The following is a 16,385-nucleotide window of genomic DNA, read 5'->3' on the forward strand; positions in this document are numbered from 1 at the left end:
CAATGACCATCAATCTGCAGAAGCCGGACATCACCGAGCTCAAGCCGCGCATCACCGTGTTCGGTGTCGGCGGCGGCGGCGGCAATGCCGTCAACAACATGATCACCGCCGGCTTGCGCGGCGTCGAATTCGTGGTGGCCAACACCGACGCACAGGCACTGACGATGTCGAAGGCCGAGCGGCTGATCCAGCTCGGCGCGCATGTCACCGAGGGTCTCGGCGCCGGATCGCAGCCTGAAGTCGGGCGCGCGGCGGCGGAAGAGTGCATCGATGAGATCATCGATCATCTCTCCAACACGCATATGTGCTTCGTCACTGCCGGCATGGGCGGCGGCACCGGCACCGGGGCGGCTCCCGTCGTTGCCCGCGCTGCCCGCGAAAAGGGTATCCTTACCGTCGGCGTCGTCACCAAGCCGTTCCACTTCGAAGGCCAGCGCCGCATGAAGACGGCCGACATGGGTATCGAGGAACTACAGAAATGCGTCGACACCCTGATCGTCATTCCCAACCAGAACCTGTTCCGGCTGGCCAATGACAAGACCACCTTCGCCGATGCCTTCGCCATGGCCGACCAGGTGCTCTATTCGGGCGTTGCCTGCATTACCGACCTGATGGTCAAGGAAGGCCTGATCAATCTCGACTTCGCCGACGTCCGCTCGGTCATGCGCGAAATGGGCAAGGCGATGATGGGAACCGGCGAGGCTTCGGGCGAGGGCCGCGCAATGGCCGCGGCTGAAGCCGCCATCGCCAACCCGCTGCTCGACGAGACCTCGATGAAGGGCGCCAAGGGCCTGCTGATCTCGATCACCGGCGGCCGCGACCTGACCCTGTTCGAAGTCGATGAGGCCGCAACCCGCATTCGCGAAGAGGTCGACCAGGACGCCAACATCATTCTGGGTGCCACCTTCGACGAGGAACTCGAAGGCGTTATCCGCGTGTCGGTGGTCGCCACCGGCATCGACAAATCGGCGGCCGAAATCGCTGCCGCGCCGATCGCCATCCGCGCGGCTCCGCCGAAGCCGGTCAGCCGCCCGGCGGCCCAGGTCACGGAAATGCGCCCGGCGCCTGTCCAGCAACCGATCTATGAACCACGTGCTGCCGATCCGGTCGCCGAGGCCATTCAGCTCGCCGAGGCGAATGCGGCAGCGATGGCGCAGGCCCGCCCGGCACCGGTCGCCCATGCGGAAGACTTCCGTCCGCAGAGCAAGATCTTCCAGGCGCCTCCCGCTCAGCCGCAGCCAATGATGCAGCCGGCGGTTCAGCAAGCGATGCAGCCCGCTCCGCATCGTGAAATGCCGCAGCCGGTTGCCGCGGCACCCCAGCGCATGCCGCGGGTCGAGGATTTCCCGCCGCAGGTGAAGGCCGAAGTGGAAGCCAAGGCCCGCCCGGCCGACCACGAGAACAGCGGCCCGATGGGCTTGCTCAAGCGCCTGACCAACGGCTTGACCCGCCGCGAAGAGGAACCTGCAAGACTGCAGCCGGCGCAGCCTCGCGAACCGAAACTGCGCCAGGCGCCGGCGGAAGTGCGCCGCCTAGCCAGCCAGGATCCGCAGCTTTACGCACCGCGTCGCGGCCAGCTGGATGAGCAGGGCCGCCTGACGCCGCAGAGCCGGGCTGTCCAGGAAGACGATCAGTTGGAGATTCCCGCCTTCCTGCGCCGACAGGCCAATTGATCTGTTAACGGTTCGTAACAGTTGTTAACAGGCGAGCAGGAAACTGTTCGCCTGTTAATATTAAAAATACTTTTAAAACAAAGACTTATGCGGCAATCCCGCGCTGGGCCGCGGTTACAACGAGTAAGAAACCGTGATTTGGAGTCTCCCCGCGGGACCATTATCTTCGCCACCGACCAAAGTCGGTTTGCTGGGAGTCTCGGGGAAGTGGCCCTGCCTGCCGATCAATTAAGAGCCGCGCCCTCAGGGCAGATGAAGCGGACCTAGGCAGTACGGGCTATGGGGATTGTTTTGCACGACTATCAGACGACACTTAAATCGCGTGCGACGCTGACCGGCATCGGCGTTCACAGTGGCAATCCGGTCACTGTCCATTTCCTGCCGGCAGACGCCGATACGGGTGTCGTCTTCCAGCTTTCGAATGCAAACGGAAGCCACGAATTTCGCGCGCTCGTTTCCGAGGTCGGTGCCACCGACCTCTGCACCATGCTCGGCGATCCGCAAGGCGAGCACATCGCCACCGTCGAGCACCTGATGGCGACGCTTTTCGGGCTTGGGATCGACAATCTCGTCATCGAAATCGATGGCCATGAGGTGCCTATCCTCGACGGCAGCGCAGTGATGTTCGTCGAGGCCATTGACCAGGCAGGCATCGAAACGCTGCCGGTCAAGCGTCGCTACATCAGGGTGGTCAAGCCGGTTCGTATCGAGAACGGCGCCTGCTGGGCGGAGTTCCGGCCCTATGACGGCACGCGCTTCGAGATCGAGATCGATTTCGAAAGCCCGGCGATCGGGCGCCAGCTTTTTGCATCCGACATGAACGCCGACATTTTCCGGCGTGACGTCGCGCGGGCCCGCACTTTCGGTTTCATGAAGGACGTCGAGCGGCTGTGGGCGGCCGGCTATGCGCTCGGCTCCTCGTTGGAAAACTCCCTGGTGATCGGCGACGACAACCGCGTGATCAACATCGGAGGCCTGCGCTATCCGAACGAGTTCGCGCGCCACAAGACCATGGATGCGATGGGCGATCTGGCGCTCGCCGGCGCCCGGTTCATCGGCTGCTTCCGCTCCTATCGTGGTGGCCACAGGCTGAACGCCGCTGCGCTGCGCCGTCTATTGTCGGACCGTTCGGCTTTCGAGATCGTCGAGACGACGCGCCGCGAGCGCGGGCGTACCGCGGAGATGAGCGCCGTCAACGCACCCCTCTATGCGCCCTGGATGATCTGATTCTTAAGGTCTTACGGCCCACGTTGCGGTCAAGCTGTGTTGCATGGATGCATCACTGGCCGGCCAAATTACACGGCTTTCCAGGTGGCGCCAAACCGCCACAAAAATGTGCGATTGGCCGGGGATAGCGTTGCCGGGCAAGGCAATTATGGTTTATGGCTGCTGCCGTCGACTGAAATGACGCCGAAAGGGCGGAATCCAAACATGTTTTTCAAGCGAGTTGGTCAATCGAAGGCGCTGCGGCGGGCTGTTTTCCTGGCGCTTTCGGTGGTCGTTCCATCGCTGTTTCTGTCGGCCTGCATGTCGTCCGAGAAGGACGTCGACCTGTCGACCTATGTCGATCAGACCGAGCCGGCCGACGTGCTCTACAATCAGGGTCTCGCCAATCTGAATGCCGGGCGACTGCAGGAGGCAAGCCGCAAGTTCGATGCCGTCGACCGCCAGCATCCATATTCCGAATTCGCCCGCAAATCGATGGTGATGGGTGCCTTTGCCGACTACCGTCAGGGCAATTACGATGAGGCGATCGGTTCGGCCAAGCGCTACCTGACCCTCTACCCGTCGACCGACGATGCAGCCTATGCCCAATATATTATCGGGCTGAGCTACTACCGCCAGATCAAGGACGTCACCCAGGACCAGAAGGAAGCGCGTCTTACCGCGCAGACGATGCAGGACCTGGTGACGCGCTGGCCGACTTCCGAATATGTCGATGATGCCAAGGAGAAGATCCGCTTCGCCAACGATCAGCTCGCAGGCAAGGAGATGCAGATCGGCCGCTACTATCTCGAGCGCCGCGAATACATCGCGGCCGTCAAACGGTTCCGCAACGTCGTGGAGAACTATTCCAACACACGCCATGTCGAGGAAGCGCTGGCGCGTCTTACCGAGAGCTACTATGCGATGGGGCTGACGTCGGAAGCACAGACCGCTGCGGCCGTGCTCGGCACCAACTATCCCGACAGCCAGTGGTACAAGGACTCCTACAAGCTCCTGCAGAGTGGTGGGCTCGAGCCGCGCGAGAATGCCGGATCGTGGATCTCCAAGGCCGGGAAGCTGATCACCGGCGCCTGAGCGGCGCGTCACCATGCTCTCCAGACTGTCGATCCGCGATATCGTTCTGATCGAAAAGCTGGACATCGACTTCTCGTCCGGCCTTTCGGTCCTTACCGGCGAAACCGGCGCCGGAAAATCTATCCTGCTCGACGCTTTGTCGCTGGCGCTTGGCGCCCGCGGCGACGCTTCGCTGGTGCGGCATGGCGCGGCACAAGGCCAGATCATCGCCGTGTTCGACGTACCGCGCAACCACGCGGCTCGCATGCTGCTTGCCGAGAATGCCATCGAGGACGACGGCGACATCATCCTGCGCCGCGTCCAGACGGCTGACGGCCGCACGCGCGTGTTCGTCAATGACCAGCCGTCCAGCGTGACGCTGATGCGCGACATCGGCCGTGCGCTGGTCGAGATCCACGGCCAGCATGACGAGCGCGCTTTGGTCGATCCCGGCGCCCATCGCGAGTTGCTCGACAGTTTCGGCGGCCATCTCGGCGCTGCTCGGGCAACCGGCGAGGCGTGGCGGCATTGGCGTACCTGCGAGCAGGAATTTTCACGGCACCGGGCCAAAGTCGAGGCAGCTGCCCGTGAGGCCGATTATCTGCGTGCTGCGGTCGCCGAATTGACCAGGCTCGATCCGCAACCGGGCGAAGAGACCGAACTGGCCGAACTGCGCGCCTCGATGATGCGTGCCGAAAAGATCGCCTCGGAAATCCACGATGCGCAGGATGTGCTCTCGGGCCCGTCCTCGCCCTTGCCGCAACTGGCCAGCCTGCTCAGGCGGCTGCAGCGAAAGGCGACCGAAGCGCCGGGGCTGCTCGAGGACGTCGTCAAATCGCTCGACGAAGCGATGCTGTCGCTCGACGCGGCGCAGTCGGGCGTCGAAGCAGCACTTCGCGCGACCGAATATGATCCGCAGCGGCTGGAGAAGGCTGAGGAGCGGCTGTTTTCGCTGCGTGCCGCCTCGCGCAAGCACAGCGTCGCCGTGGATGACCTGGCGCAATTGCGTGACAGCATGGCTGCCGACCTTGCCGATCTCGACGCCGGCGAGGAGCGCCTGCATGCGCTGGAGAAACAGGCTGCAGCGGCGCGCCAGGCCTACGACATTACGGCGGCCCAGCTGTCGTCGCTTCGCCATGCGGCGGCCGTCGGGCTGACCAAGGCGGTAATGGCCGAACTGCCGGCGCTGAAGCTCGAACGGGCCGAGTTCATCGTCGAGATCGCAAGCGATGCCGAGAGCCGGATGGAAGAAGGCATCGACCAGGTCGAGTTCTGGGTGCGCACCAATCCCGGCACCAGGCCCGGCCCAATGATGAAGGTCGCTTCCGGCGGCGAGCTTTCGCGCTTCCTGCTGGCGTTGAAAGTCGCGCTGGCCGATCGCGGGTCGGCGCCGACTTTGGTCTTTGATGAGATTGACACCGGCGTCGGCGGCGCGGTTGCCGACGCCATCGGCCAGCGGCTGGCGCGGCTGGCAAAACGCGTGCAGGTGCTTTCGGTCACGCATGCACCGCAAGTGGCGGCGCGCGCGGCGACGCATTTCCTGATCTCCAAATCAGGCGGTGCCGACCGCGTCTCGACCGGCATCGCCGAGATGGACCGGGCGGCACGGCAGGAAGAGATCGCACGCATGCTCGCCGGCGCCACCATTACAGACGAGGCGCGCGCGGCGGCCGAGCGGCTGCTGCGGGAGAACACCGCGGCAGCCTAGAGCGGTTCATCCTTCACGGAAACGCCGAACCGCTCTACCTCTTTGTTTTGCGCAATTCCGGACGGAAAACCGTTTCACAGTTTTCCTGGAATTGCTCCAGACGAGTTCGTTTCCGGCGCTCGCGACCTGAGTCAGGGGATGGCGCCATCCTGCTGTTCAGGAATGATTTTCGGCGTCTGGTCTCTCCCTGATGAGAGAATCCTGTTCTATTGTGTCGCGCCACCGTGGAGGGAGCAGTGCATGGACGAAAAACCAGTCGATTCGCTCAGCGACAGCGAGGCGGCAAGCGAGTTGAAGCGGTTGGCGCAGGAGATCGCCGAGCACGACCGGCGCTACCATGGCGAGGACGCGCCGATAATCACGGATGCGGAATATGACGCGCTGACCCGGCGCAACCTCGCCATCGAACAGCGGTTCCCGCATCTTGTACGCGAGGATTCGCCCTCGCGCAGGGTCGGCGCGCCGCCGGCGGAAGGTTTTGCCAAGGTGCGCCACGCGGTGCCGATGCTCAGCCTGGCCAAGGCCTATACCGACCAGGACGTCGCGGACTTCATAGAACGGGGCCGGCGATTCTTTGACCGCGACAAGGATCTGGACATCGCCTTCACGGCTGAGCCGAAGATCGACGGGCTATCGGCTTCCCTGCGGTATGAAGGCGGTGTGTTCGTGCAGGGGGCAACGCGCGGCGACGGCGTCGTCGGCGAGGACATCACCGCCAATCTCAAGACCATCGCCGACATTCCCAAGACCTTGAAGGGATCGGGCTGGCCCGAGGTCATCGAAATACGCGGTGAGGTCTATATGACCTACGCGGAATTCGAGGCGCTGAAGCAACGCTCGGCGGCGATCGGCGGCCAGGATTACGTCAATCCGCGAAATACGGCGGCCGGGTCGCTCCGTCAGAAGGACCCGTCCGTTACCGCCAGCCGCAACCTCAAATTCTTTGCCTACGCCTGGGGCTATACTTCGAAGGATCCAGCTCCGACCCAATACGATTCCGTGCAAAAATTCGCGGAGTGGGGGTTCAAGGTCAGTCCGCTGATGGTCCGGGCAAAGTCGGTCGACGAACTGATCGCGCATTATCACCTCATCGAGGCCCAGCGCTCATCGCTTGGCTACGACATCGACGGCGTGGTCTACAAGGTCGATCAATTGGAGCTGCAGCGCAGATGGGGCTTCGTCACCGGCGAACCACGCTGGGCCATCGCTCACAAATTTCCGGCCGAACAGGCGATGACGACCGTGCGCAGGATCGACATTCAGGTCGGCCGTACCGGTACGCTGGCGCCCGTTGCCCGGCTTGCGCCCGTCACGGTCGGCGGCGTCGTGGTCGAAAACGTTACGCTTCACAACGAAGACTACATCAAGGGTCTGGACAGCAACGGCCAGCCGATCCGCGACGGCAACGACGTACGTATCGGCGACACGGTGGTCATCCAGCGGGCGGGGGACGTCATTCCGCAGATCGTCAGCGTTGTGGTCGACAAGCGTCCGCCAGATGCCGTGCCCTACGAATTCCCGCACAAATGTCCGATCTGCGGCTCGCCGGCAACGCGCGAGATCAACGAGAAGACCGGCAAGGAAGATTCCCGCCGACGTTGCACCGGCGAGCTGATCTGCCCCGCCCAGGCCGTGGAAGGATTGCGTCACTTCGTGTCACGCGGCGCCATGGATATCGAAGGCCTGGGCGCTGAAAACATTGACCTGTTCTTCAATGCCGGGTTGGTCAAGACAGCAGCCGATATCTTCACTCTCCGGGATCGCCGTCCCGCCGTCATCAAGGCATTGGCGGAGCGGCGGGAGGAGCAGGCCAGACAGCGTGAGGCCGCATCGGGCAAAACGCGGAAGAATGTACGCGGTGTCGAGGAACGCAACTATGAAGGTCTCGACAAGCTCTTCGCTGCCATCGACGCTCGCCGCGAACCGGAACTTGATCGCTTCATCTTTGCGCTGGGCATCCGTCATATCGGCGAAACGACGGCCGCTGTGCTCGCCCGAACCTTCTCGACGATCGAGGAGTTGATCCGCATTGGCAAGGAGACAGCAGCGGCAGCCGATCCACACACCGTTTTTCCTTCGATCAACGGCATCGGCGATACGGTGATAGGCGCTCTTCGCGATTTCTTCGGCAATGAACGCAACGACGCCGTGCTTGAAGCGCTGCTCACACAGGTCCACCCGAAGCCGTACATCGTGAACGTCTCAGCCGATAGTGCGGTCGCCGGCAAGACGATCGTGTTTACAGGCACGCTCGAAAAGATGACGCGCCCCGAGGCCAAGGCGATGGCTGAACGTCTCGGCGCGAAGGTCGCTGGGTCAGTTTCCGCGAAGACCGACCTCGTCGTCGCCGGGCCCGGTGCTGGCTCCAAGCTCAAGCTGGCTGCCGAACACGGTATCGAAGTCATCGATGAGGATGCCTGGCTTGAGCGGATCGGCAAGGGCGCGTGATGCCGGCTGAATTCAATGGTTTTGGTGACAAGGCCATTCCCTTCCTCAAGGCACTGGATTTTCATCAGAGCCGGGAGTGGTTTTTGGAAAACCGCGATCTTTTCGAGCGGGACCTGCGCGATCCCTTCGGCGATCTGGTCGAGGCGCTCTCCGAGCGCTTCACGGCATTGGGGCTCGGCCTGCGCGGCGACCGCAAGAAGTCGCTGTTCCGGATTAATCGCGACGTGCGTTTCGCCAAGGACAAACGGCCTTACAACCGGCATCTGTCGGCGATCCTTTCGCCCGACGGCACCAAGATGGAACAGGGCGTGTTTTACATTCACATCGGGCTCGAGCGCTGCTTTGCCGCTGTTGCCTGGTGGCAGCCCGGACCGGAGCTATTGCTGGCGCTGCGCAACGCCATCGCAAAGCGGCCCGCTGAGTTCCGCACGCTCGTCGCGGCGCTGAAGAAGAATGGTCTCGAGCTCGACCCGGACGGCTGTATGAAGCGCACGCCGCGCGGCTTCGAGCACGTTATCGAGCCCGATCTCGTGGCCGCCATCCGCAACCGTCATTTCGCCGTCCGGCACGCAATCGAGCCGGCGGATATCTACGGAGCTGGATTGGTCGACGAACTCGTCGACTTCGTCATGCGGGCAAAACCGCTGCTCGACTGGGGCAGGGCGATCGAAGGCAAGGCTTCGCAGCGCTAAGCACGGAAGCGAGCTTGCCGCGATGCTTCAGCTATCATTTCCGCTGATCGCTTGCCTCAAGCGAATTGGTGTGACAAGCCGGACCGCCCTCTCTACATACGGCCCTTCCCAAGGAGCGGTCGATGTTGGCGGAAGCAATCTCCGAAAACGGTGCGAGAGGCGATTTCTGGGACGGCGTGCGGCTGAGCATGCCCGTCGTGGTGGCGTCGGCGCCGTTTGCGTTGCTGTTCGGGGCGCTCGCCGTCGACAACGGGTTCTCCGTGCTCGAGGCGTTCTTGATGAGCGCAACGGTGTTCGGCGGCGCCAGCCAGATGGTCGGCATCGAGCTGTTCGGCCAGCATGTCGCGCCGTGGCTGATCGTGCTGTCGATCTTCGCCGTGAATTTTCGCCATGTGCTCTATTCGGCCGGTATAGGCCGGCGAATCGCGCATTGGCCGCTGGTGCAGCAGGCGATAGGCTACTTCGTGCTGACCGATCCGCAGTTCGCGGTGGCCGAGCGCAAGGCGGAGGCCGGCGAGACCGTCGGCTTTGCCTGGTATATGGGGCTCGGGCTGCCGGTCTATGTGTTCTGGGTCATCGAAAGCGCGCTCGGGGCGGTGTTCGGCAAACTTATTCCCGACACCCACGCGCTGGGCATCGACTTCCTGCTGCCGATCTATTTTCTCGGCCTGGTCATGAGCTTCCGCAAGCGGCCGCTGTGGCTGCCGGTGGTCGTCGCAAGCGCTGCCGCCTCCATCATTGCCTACAAGACGGTCGGCTCGCCCTGGCATGTCTCCATCGGCGCGCTGGCCGGCGTGCTGCTCGCCGTCATCCTGCCGCCCCGCCACAGCGGCGTGGAGGTACGGCCATGAGCACGACGTTGTGGATCATCGTCGCCGCTTCGATCGCGACCTATTTGACACGCATTGGCGGTCATCTGGTGATCTCACGCTTCGACCATATCCATCCGCGTGTTGAGGCCGGGCTGAACGCCGTGCCGGCGGCGGTGCTGACCACGCTGGTGGCGCCGGCAGCGCTGAGCGCCGGACCGGCGGAATGGGGGGCCTTGGTCGTCGCCGGCCTGGTCTCGCTGCGCGGCGGCCTTATGGCGATGTTCCTGGCGGGTGCTGCCGTGCTGATCCTCGCGCGGCAGGTCGTCGGCTGATCGACTTTTGCCTTGGCGGCGAGAGCACACATGCGCTTTACCGCAGCGACTATTGCGGCGCTGACCCGCGACAGGCTCAGCCGGATCGCCTCCGATCTCTTCTGGTGGGCGCGACGGACGGCGTCGCTATAGAGCGCTTCGCGCTGCTTCGGCGTCAATGCGCTTAGATCGGTCGGCTGGATGCCGAAGGGCTCACGCGACATTTCCATCTCCCCAGGTTTGCCGTGTTCATCGGCAGCTACACCGGCGATTTACGGGAAAGGCATAATCAGCTAAAATGAATAATTAAGATCGTTATGTTCTCCAGGAGAGATGTATGGACTTGGCCGATCTGCGCATCTTCCGCACGGTGGTGCGCGAGGGCGGAATCACCAGGGCGGCGGAAAAACTGTTTCGCGTGCAATCGAACGTGACCACACGCATCCGGCAGCTCGAAGAGGATCTCGGCGTGCAGCTGTTTATCCGGGAGGGCAAGCGCCTGCACGTATCGCCCGCCGGTCACAAATTGGTCGGGTATGCGGATCGGTTACTGGCGCTTGCAGAGGAGGCGCGAACGGCGATGCTTGATCCACGCCCGCGCGGCACGCTTCGCCTAGGTGCCATGGAGAGCACCGCCGCGGCACGGCTTCCAAGTCTGCTCGCCGAATATCACGCACGTCATCCCGACGTGGAAATCCAGTTGCGCACCGGCAATCCGCAGGTTCTCGCGACGGCCATGCTTGCCGGCGACCTCGATGCAGCGTTCGCCGCCGAGCCGATCGCCGACGCTCCGTTCGAAAAGCTGCCCGCATTTCACGAGCAGCTGGTCATTGTCTCGGCGGCATCGCGCGTTTCGATCGACGACCGCCTGGACATGCCCAAAACAATGATAGCCTTCGAGCACGGCTGCCCGCACCGCCGGCGGCTGGAACAATGGTATGCGCGAAGAGGGTTCATGGCCGAGAAAACCATCGAGCTTGGTTCATACCATGCCATCCTTGGTTGCGTGGTGGCTGGCATGGGCATAGCGCTGATGCCGAAAAGTGTGCTTTCGGGTTTCCCAGAGAGCCACTGGCTAAAGCTGCACGAACTGCCCGCTGACGAAGACAACGCCGTCACGGTGTTGTTTTGGCGCAAGGGAGCCGATTCTCCCAACGTCACGGCTTTGCAGGGACTGCTTGCGGAGCAAAGTCTGTCACTCGGCGTTGCGGCCGCGGCTATTGCTTGAAGTCGTGCGGCAGAGGGGCGGTTGCTTTTTCCAGCCAGGCCAGCGTTTCGCCGTCGAGCATCGGTCCAATCTCGGCCAGTACGCGCGCATGGTATTCGTCAAGCCAATGCAACTCGTCGCGGGTTAAAAGGTCCGATCGGACCAGCCGCTTGTCGATCGGCGCCAGCGTCAGTGTCTCGAAGCCGTGCATGGCGATGTCGCCGCCCTCGATTGCCTCGGCCGGTGTCACCAGAATCAAGTTCTCGATGCGGATGCCGAAGGAACCTTCCTTGTAATAGCCGGGCTCGTTGGAGAGGATCATGCCGGCTAGCAGCTTTTCGGTGCCGGTCTTGGCGATACGTTGCGGGCCCTCATGCACGGCAAGATAGGACCCGACACCGTGCCCGGTACCATGGGCGAAATCGCAGCCGTGTCTCCATAGCGCCAGGCGCGCCACCGCATCGATTTCGGAGCCGCGCGTGCCCTGGGGAAAGCGCAGCATGGAGATGCCGATCATGCCTTTCAGCACCAGCGTGAAGCGTTCGCGCATCTCTTCGGTCGGCGCGCCGATCGGCACGGTGCGGGTGATGTCGGTGGTGCCGTCCTGGTACTGCCCGCCGGAATCGAGCAGGAACAGCTCGCCATCCCCCAGCTTGCGATTGGTGGCGCGGGAGACGCGGTAGTGCATGATGGCGCCGTTAGGGCCGGCGCCGGAGATGGTGTCGAACGATACGTCGCGCAGCGGCATCTGCGTTTCTTCGCCGGTCTGACGGCGCGTCTCCTCAAGCCTGGTGACAACGGCGATTTCGTCGAGCGTGCCGGGCTTCTGGCGGTCGAGCCAGCACAGCAGCTTGGCGACCGCGGCGCCGTCGCGGCGATGTGCGGCGCGGGCGCCGGCGATCTCAGCTTTGTTCTTTGTTGCGCGTGGAATGCGGGCCGGATCGGCCGTGGCAATGACGGTGCCGCCATTATCCTCGACCAGCATTCTGAGCTTGTCCGCCGCGAGAACCGGGTCCAGCGCGATTTTTGCGCCGCCCTTGGCCCGGGTGACGATTGCCGATTCGAATTCACCTGGTTCGTGCAATTCGGCGAGCTGCGTCAGGTAGGCCGCAACGGTGCGCGAAAACTTGCGCTGGTCCATGAAAAGCAGATGCGAGCCGTCGGCGGCCAGCACGGCAAAGCCGAGCGCCAGCGGTGTGTGCGGTACGTCGCCGCCACGGATGTCGAACGCCCAGGCAATGGAGGAGGGATCGGTCAGCACGGCATGGGTGGCGCCGTCCTTCTCGATGGCCGCTGCCAGCCGCACCAGCTTGTCCTTAGCCAGTTCGCCGGCAAAGCCGATCGGGTGGATCTCGACCGGCGCCAGTGGCGGCCCGGGCTGGTCCTGCCAGATCGCGTCGATCGGATTCTCTTCGAGCGGCACCAGTATCGCGCCGGATTTCTCGGCCGAGGCTTTCAGCGCCTTGACGTCGCTGATCGTATGCAGCCACGGATCGAAGCCCAATCGCACGCCCTTGCCGAGATTGTCCTTGATCCAGTTGGCCGGCGGGTTGTCGACAAGGCTCTCGATCGAAAAGATGTCGAGATCGACCTCTTGGCGTACCTGCAGCGTGTAGCGCCCGTCGACAAACATGACGGCGCGCTCGGCAAGCACAATGGCGACACCGGCCGAGCCGCTGAAACCGGTCAGCCATTTCAGCCGTGCCGAGCGGTCGGCGACATATTCGCCCTGGTGCTCGTCGGCGCGGGGCACGATGAAGCCATCCAGCCCGTTCGTCGCCAACCATTGGCGCAGCATTGCCACGCGCGGCTTGCCAACGGCCGGATCGCCGGCGGAATCGAAGGTCTGGAACATGTCGGCTCTCCTCGAATGCTGGCGCGACCGTAGCGCATGACTTCGAAAATCGGAATCGATTTTCGGAACGATCATCCCTGGTCGCCACAGTGTCTTTTTGTGCATGGAGGCCATGCAGAATCGGCGATTTCAAAAAGCGTCAGCAGAGCTTACCTTCTTAACGTGGAGGAAAAGTCCTGTTGCCCTGCAAAGGAGACCGTCATGTCCTCGATTTCAGCCAGACGTGGATTTTTCAGAAACGCTGTGAAAGCGCTGATCGAAGCTCGCCAGCGCGAAGCGAGCCGGTATGTGAGCGGCGTTCTGCTTGGCTTTGATGACGAAACGCTGAAAGCTCACGGCTACGATCGCGAACAGCTGAAGAAAGCGGCGAACTCGCGCTAGGTCCGAGCAGGTTCCGGCTTGCGTTGAAAGCGTCGCGCCTCAGCGCTTGAGGTGAATCGTCACCCAGCCCTCGCGGTGCAAGGTGCGGACGTGCCGGAATTTCTGGCCGACATAGGCCGCGATTACCGCATCGCGCTGGCGCTCGAGGATGCCCGACAAAACAATCGAGCCACCGAGCGCGATACGCCCAGCCATTTGCGGCGCCAGACGCATCAGCGGCCGCGCCAATATGTTGGCGACAATCAGGTCGAAGGGCGCACGCGCGGCAAAGATCGGATGATGAAAACCGGGCGCCGCTACCGCTTCAATGAGCCCCTTGACGTGGTTCAGCCGCGCATTGGCAGCGGCCACCTTGACGGCGACCGGGTCGATGTCCGTTGCCAGCACCGGAACATGCGCGAGCTTGGCCACCGCGATGGCGAGCACCGCGCTGCCAGTGCCAAGGTCGAGCGCGTTGCGCGGATGCTCGCGCTGTATGACCTGCTCCAGCATTTCGAGGCAGCCGGCGGTGGTGCCGTGATGGCCGGTGCCGAAGGCAAGGCCGGCCTCGATCTCGATGGCGAGTTCGCCGCTGTGGCGCTTCCTGCGGTCATGCGCGCCGTGGACGAAGAAGCGCCCGGCCCGTACCGGCTTCAATCCCTCCAGCGAGCGCGCCACCCAGTCGATGTCGGGCAGCGCTTCTCGCTCTATCGGTTTCGACAGCGACAGTCCGGCCAGGATGTCCCTAAGCCGCGCCTCGACCGCATCGACGTCGTCGTCGGCATAGAGCGATACTTCGTGGATATCGCGGTCCTCGTCGACCTCGAGCACCGCAACCGGCAGGCCCTCTTCGTCGAACGCCGCACCGAGCGCCGCGAAGATGCGATCAGCCTCGATCTTGCCCGCGGTGAAATACAAACGCGTCTGCGTCATTCCCGGATACGTCAACCTTCCGCCGCCAGCCGCTTGAGCTTGGCGATGGCGGCGTCCGGGCTTTCGCCATAGGCAATGGTGCCGGCGAAATCGCCCTTGCCGTTGAGCAGCAGCACCGAAGCGGTGTGGTCCATCGTGTAGTCGCCGTCGTTCGTGTCGACTTTCTTCCAGTAGATGCCGAAGGACTTGGCCATGGCGTGGACCTTATCGGGATCGCCGGTGATGCCGAGGATGCGATCGGAGAAATTGCTGACATAGGTGTTCATGATTTCGGGCGTATCGCGCTCCGGGTCGACCGTAACGAAATATGCATGCAGGTTCTTGCCGTCGTCGCCCATCGTCTTCAGCCAGCCGGCCAACTCGAAAAGCGTGGTCGGGCAGACTTCCGGGCAATGCGTGAAGCCAAAAAAGACGACACTGGGGTGGCCACGAAAGGCGGCTTCGGTGACCGGTGCGCCCTTCTGGTCGACCAGCGTGAACGGCGCGCCGAACGGCTCGCCGCCATAATGTCCGCGGTACCAGTCGAACGTTAGCCAGCCGATGCCAGCGGCCATCAGGACGAGAATACCGACCAGAATTGAACGCATCATCAGTGAAGTCCGTCGTCATTTCCATCGGGCGCCGGATTGGCGCCATGAAGCCCTGGCTTGGCGAACACTCTTAGCGGTTCGGTCGCGCCGACGCAAAGATGTCGCGTTGCCGCAACCGGCAATGCTGTGGGAGGAGATCTGCTTGCAAAGCGCGGCCGTTCGTCCCACCTGAGGTCGGCAAAATTCGAACCGCAGGAGGCCTCTTTGCGAAAACTGATTGGCGGCGCGTTGGCCGCATGCCTTGTCATTGGCGCTGGCGCCGCCGCCGCCGAGGAAGTCGGCAAGGTCGGCGTCGATTGGCTCGGCAACGACATCATCGTCGAGGCGATCAAGGATCCGAAGGTCGAGGGGGTAACCTGCCACGTCTCCTATTTCGACCGTGGCATGATCGACCGCCTGCAGAAAGGCAACTGGTTCGAGGACCCGTCCGATTCCTCGATCTCCTGCCGCCAGACCGGGCCGATCACCATTGGGGACATCGACATGAGCGAGGCCGGCGAGGAGGTGTTCAAGCAAGGCATCAGCCTGATCTGGAAAAAGCAGGTGGTGAACCGCATCTACGACAAGGCCAACGAGACGCTGATCTACCTCTCGCATTCGCGCCAGGTGCAGGATGGCTCGGCAAAAATGTCGGTCACCACCGTGCCGCTCTACGGCCAGAATGTGGTGTGGACCAGCGGCAAGCCGAAATAGAGACTGAAGGTGCTCCGGGGTCCTTGGCGCGTCCAAACGGATGCGCGGCGCTGCACTCGGCTTGCGAGACTATGCGCGCGGGCGTAAAGCGCCCGCATGGACCGTCCCGAACACCTTGTCCTGAAAGATCCCGAGCCGCGCATCCATCCGACGGCGGAACTGAAGGCCTGCAAGCTTGGACGCTACGCATCGATCGGCGAGCGGGTCATCCTGCGCGAGGTGATGGTCGGCGACTTTTCCTACTTCGAGCGGCATGCCGAGGCGATCTATACGACGATCGGCAAATTCTGCTCGATTGCCGCCAACAGCCGCATCAATGCGCTGGAGCATCCGGTCGAGCGGCTGACGCAGCACAAAGTCAGCTATCGGCCCAACGAGTACTTCCGCTGGCTGGGTGTCGATCAGGCATTCCGCGACCGGCGGCGGGCGAGACCCGTCAGCATCGGCCATGATGTCTGGATTGGCCATGGCGCCGTGATCATGCCTGGCATGGTGATCGGCAACGGCGCGATCGTCGGTGCCAATGCGGTTGTGACGCGAGACGTGCCGGCCTATGCAATCGTCGCCGGCGTTCCGGCCAGGCCATTGCGGCAGCGCTTCAGCGCGGGAACTGCGGCCCGGATCGAACGTCTTGGCTGGTGGGACTGGCCGGTCGAGAAACTGGCCAGGGCAGTCCCCGACATGCAGGCCTTGCCCATCGAGGCTTTCCTCGACCGCTGGGAAAACGACGCTACCTGATCGTTGCGAGCGCGGCGCGTGCACGGTTTGACAGTGAATTCCTCCTCGCAGGGAACTCGAAGCAGTTGCCGATTGTTTCTCCCTG

15 protein-coding genes are annotated in these 16,385 nt (G+C 63.0%); 12 read left to right on the forward strand and 3 right to left on the reverse strand.

Going from position 1 to position 16,385, the window contains the following annotated elements; all coding sequences use genetic code 11:
* Positions 1 to 2: 2 nt before the first annotated feature.
* The 9 genes from ftsZ to NKH80_RS11830 all read left to right on the forward strand — a co-directional run bounded on the left by ftsZ (position 3) and on the right by NKH80_RS11830 (position 11,152).
* Positions 3 to 1,673, forward strand: coding sequence for a cell division protein FtsZ (ftsZ, locus tag NKH80_RS11790; RefSeq protein ID WP_254818983.1), 1,671 nt, complete (start codon positions 3 to 5; stop codon positions 1,671 to 1,673).
* Between the two features lie 279 nt (positions 1,674 to 1,952).
* On the forward strand, positions 1,953 to 2,900 hold the full coding sequence (lpxC, locus tag NKH80_RS11795; RefSeq protein WP_352505603.1) for a UDP-3-O-acyl-N-acetylglucosamine deacetylase: 948 nt from the start codon (positions 1,953 to 1,955) through the stop codon (positions 2,898 to 2,900).
* Positions 2,901 to 3,104: 204 nt separating this feature from the next.
* Complete coding sequence (locus tag NKH80_RS11800; RefSeq protein ID WP_254818981.1) at positions 3,105 to 3,974, forward strand: outer membrane protein assembly factor BamD; 870 nt, start codon at positions 3,105 to 3,107, stop codon at positions 3,972 to 3,974.
* A 13-nt stretch (positions 3,975 to 3,987) separates the two neighbouring features.
* Positions 3,988 to 5,661, forward strand: a complete 1,674-nt coding sequence (gene recN, locus NKH80_RS11805) for a DNA repair protein RecN (protein WP_352991662.1) — start codon at positions 3,988 to 3,990, stop codon at positions 5,659 to 5,661.
* Positions 5,662 to 5,901: 240 nt separating this feature from the next.
* Positions 5,902 to 8,109, forward strand: a complete 2,208-nt coding sequence (gene ligA / locus NKH80_RS11810; RefSeq protein ID WP_352991664.1) for an NAD-dependent DNA ligase LigA — start codon at positions 5,902 to 5,904, stop codon at positions 8,107 to 8,109.
* Positions 8,109 to 8,801 (forward strand): DUF2461 domain-containing protein, encoded by a 693-nt coding sequence (locus tag NKH80_RS11815; protein ID WP_352799520.1) that lies wholly within the window; start codon positions 8,109 to 8,111, stop codon positions 8,799 to 8,801. The genes ligA and NKH80_RS11815 overlap by 1 nt, the downstream gene beginning before the upstream one ends.
* 122 nt (positions 8,802 to 8,923) lie before the next feature.
* Positions 8,924 to 9,652 carry an AzlC family ABC transporter permease gene (locus NKH80_RS11820; RefSeq protein ID WP_352991666.1) on the forward strand — a complete coding sequence of 243 codons (729 nt, stop codon included), beginning with the start codon at positions 8,924 to 8,926 and terminating at the stop codon, positions 9,650 to 9,652.
* A complete protein-coding gene (locus tag NKH80_RS11825) occupies positions 9,649 to 9,945 on the forward strand; it encodes an AzlD family protein (RefSeq protein WP_254818975.1) in 297 nt (98 codons plus the stop codon). The genes NKH80_RS11820 and NKH80_RS11825 overlap by 4 nt, the downstream gene beginning before the upstream one ends.
* Positions 9,946 to 10,267: 322 nt before the next feature.
* Positions 10,268 to 11,152 carry a LysR family transcriptional regulator gene (locus NKH80_RS11830; RefSeq protein ID WP_352991668.1) on the forward strand — a complete coding sequence of 295 codons (885 nt, stop codon included), beginning with the start codon at positions 10,268 to 10,270 and terminating at the stop codon, positions 11,150 to 11,152.
* On the opposite strand, the gene NKH80_RS11835 is transcribed toward NKH80_RS11830, so the two are convergent.
* Entirely contained in the window at positions 11,142 to 12,986 is a 1,845-nt protein-coding gene (locus NKH80_RS11835) for an aminopeptidase P family protein (RefSeq protein WP_352991670.1), read from the reverse strand. The genes NKH80_RS11830 and NKH80_RS11835 overlap by 11 nt on opposite strands.
* A 36-nt stretch (positions 12,987 to 13,022) precedes the next feature.
* On the opposite strand from NKH80_RS11835, the gene NKH80_RS11840 reads away from it, so the two are divergent.
* Positions 13,023 to 13,367, forward strand: a complete 345-nt coding sequence (locus NKH80_RS11840; RefSeq protein ID WP_254818972.1) for a hypothetical protein — start codon at positions 13,023 to 13,025, stop codon at positions 13,365 to 13,367.
* 39 nt (positions 13,368 to 13,406) lie between these two features.
* Here NKH80_RS11840 and NKH80_RS11845 read toward each other — a convergent pair whose 3' ends face one another.
* Positions 13,407 to 14,279 (reverse strand): 50S ribosomal protein L11 methyltransferase, encoded by an 873-nt coding sequence (locus NKH80_RS11845; RefSeq protein WP_352703510.1) that lies wholly within the window; start codon positions 14,277 to 14,279, stop codon positions 13,407 to 13,409.
* An 11-nt stretch (positions 14,280 to 14,290) separates the two neighbouring features.
* Positions 14,291 to 14,869, reverse strand: coding sequence for an SCO family protein (locus tag NKH80_RS11850; RefSeq protein ID WP_352875944.1), 579 nt, complete (start codon positions 14,867 to 14,869; stop codon positions 14,291 to 14,293).
* Positions 14,870 to 15,073: 204 nt separating this feature from the next.
* Between NKH80_RS11850 and NKH80_RS11855 the strand changes: the two genes are divergently transcribed.
* Together NKH80_RS11855 and NKH80_RS11860 are read left to right on the forward strand one after the other, a co-directional pair.
* Positions 15,074 to 15,562 (forward strand): CreA family protein, encoded by a 489-nt coding sequence (locus NKH80_RS11855; protein ID WP_254818969.1) that lies wholly within the window; start codon positions 15,074 to 15,076, stop codon positions 15,560 to 15,562.
* Positions 15,563 to 15,658: 96 nt separating this feature from the next.
* Positions 15,659 to 16,300: a DapH/DapD/GlmU-related protein gene (locus NKH80_RS11860; protein WP_352703514.1), complete on the forward strand. Its 642-nt coding sequence runs from the start codon at positions 15,659 to 15,661 to the stop codon at positions 16,298 to 16,300.
* Positions 16,301 to 16,385 lie beyond the last annotated feature (85 nt).

Origin of the sequence: Mesorhizobium sp. M0904, from assembly GCF_040319475.1 — a bacterium.
Classification (GTDB): domain Bacteria; phylum Pseudomonadota; class Alphaproteobacteria; order Rhizobiales; family Rhizobiaceae; genus Mesorhizobium.

Coding starts and splice junctions, on each gene's coding strand:
- ftsZ (WP_254818983.1), top strand. CDS start 3: ATGACCATCAATCTGCAGAAGCCGGACATCACCGAGCTCAAGCCGCGC.
- lpxC (WP_352505603.1), top strand. CDS start 1,953: ATGGGGATTGTTTTGCACGACTATCAGACGACACTTAAATCGCGTGCG.
- NKH80_RS11800 (WP_254818981.1), top strand. CDS start 3,105: ATGTTTTTCAAGCGAGTTGGTCAATCGAAGGCGCTGCGGCGGGCTGTT.
- recN (WP_352991662.1), top strand. CDS start 3,988: ATGCTCTCCAGACTGTCGATCCGCGATATCGTTCTGATCGAAAAGCTG.
- ligA (WP_352991664.1), top strand. CDS start 5,902: ATGGACGAAAAACCAGTCGATTCGCTCAGCGACAGCGAGGCGGCAAGC.
- NKH80_RS11815 (WP_352799520.1), top strand. CDS start 8,109: ATGCCGGCTGAATTCAATGGTTTTGGTGACAAGGCCATTCCCTTCCTC.
- NKH80_RS11820 (WP_352991666.1), top strand. CDS start 8,924: ATGTTGGCGGAAGCAATCTCCGAAAACGGTGCGAGAGGCGATTTCTGG.
- NKH80_RS11825 (WP_254818975.1), top strand. CDS start 9,649: ATGAGCACGACGTTGTGGATCATCGTCGCCGCTTCGATCGCGACCTAT.
- NKH80_RS11835 (WP_352991670.1), bottom strand. CDS start 12,986: ATGTTCCAGACCTTCGATTCCGCCGGCGATCCGGCCGTTGGCAAGCCG.
- NKH80_RS11840 (WP_254818972.1), top strand. CDS start 13,023: ATGACTTCGAAAATCGGAATCGATTTTCGGAACGATCATCCCTGGTCG.
- NKH80_RS11845 (WP_352703510.1), bottom strand. CDS start 14,279: ATGACGCAGACGCGTTTGTATTTCACCGCGGGCAAGATCGAGGCTGAT.
- NKH80_RS11850 (WP_352875944.1), bottom strand. CDS start 14,869: ATGATGCGTTCAATTCTGGTCGGTATTCTCGTCCTGATGGCCGCTGGC.
- NKH80_RS11860 (WP_352703514.1), top strand. CDS start 15,659: ATGGACCGTCCCGAACACCTTGTCCTGAAAGATCCCGAGCCGCGCATC.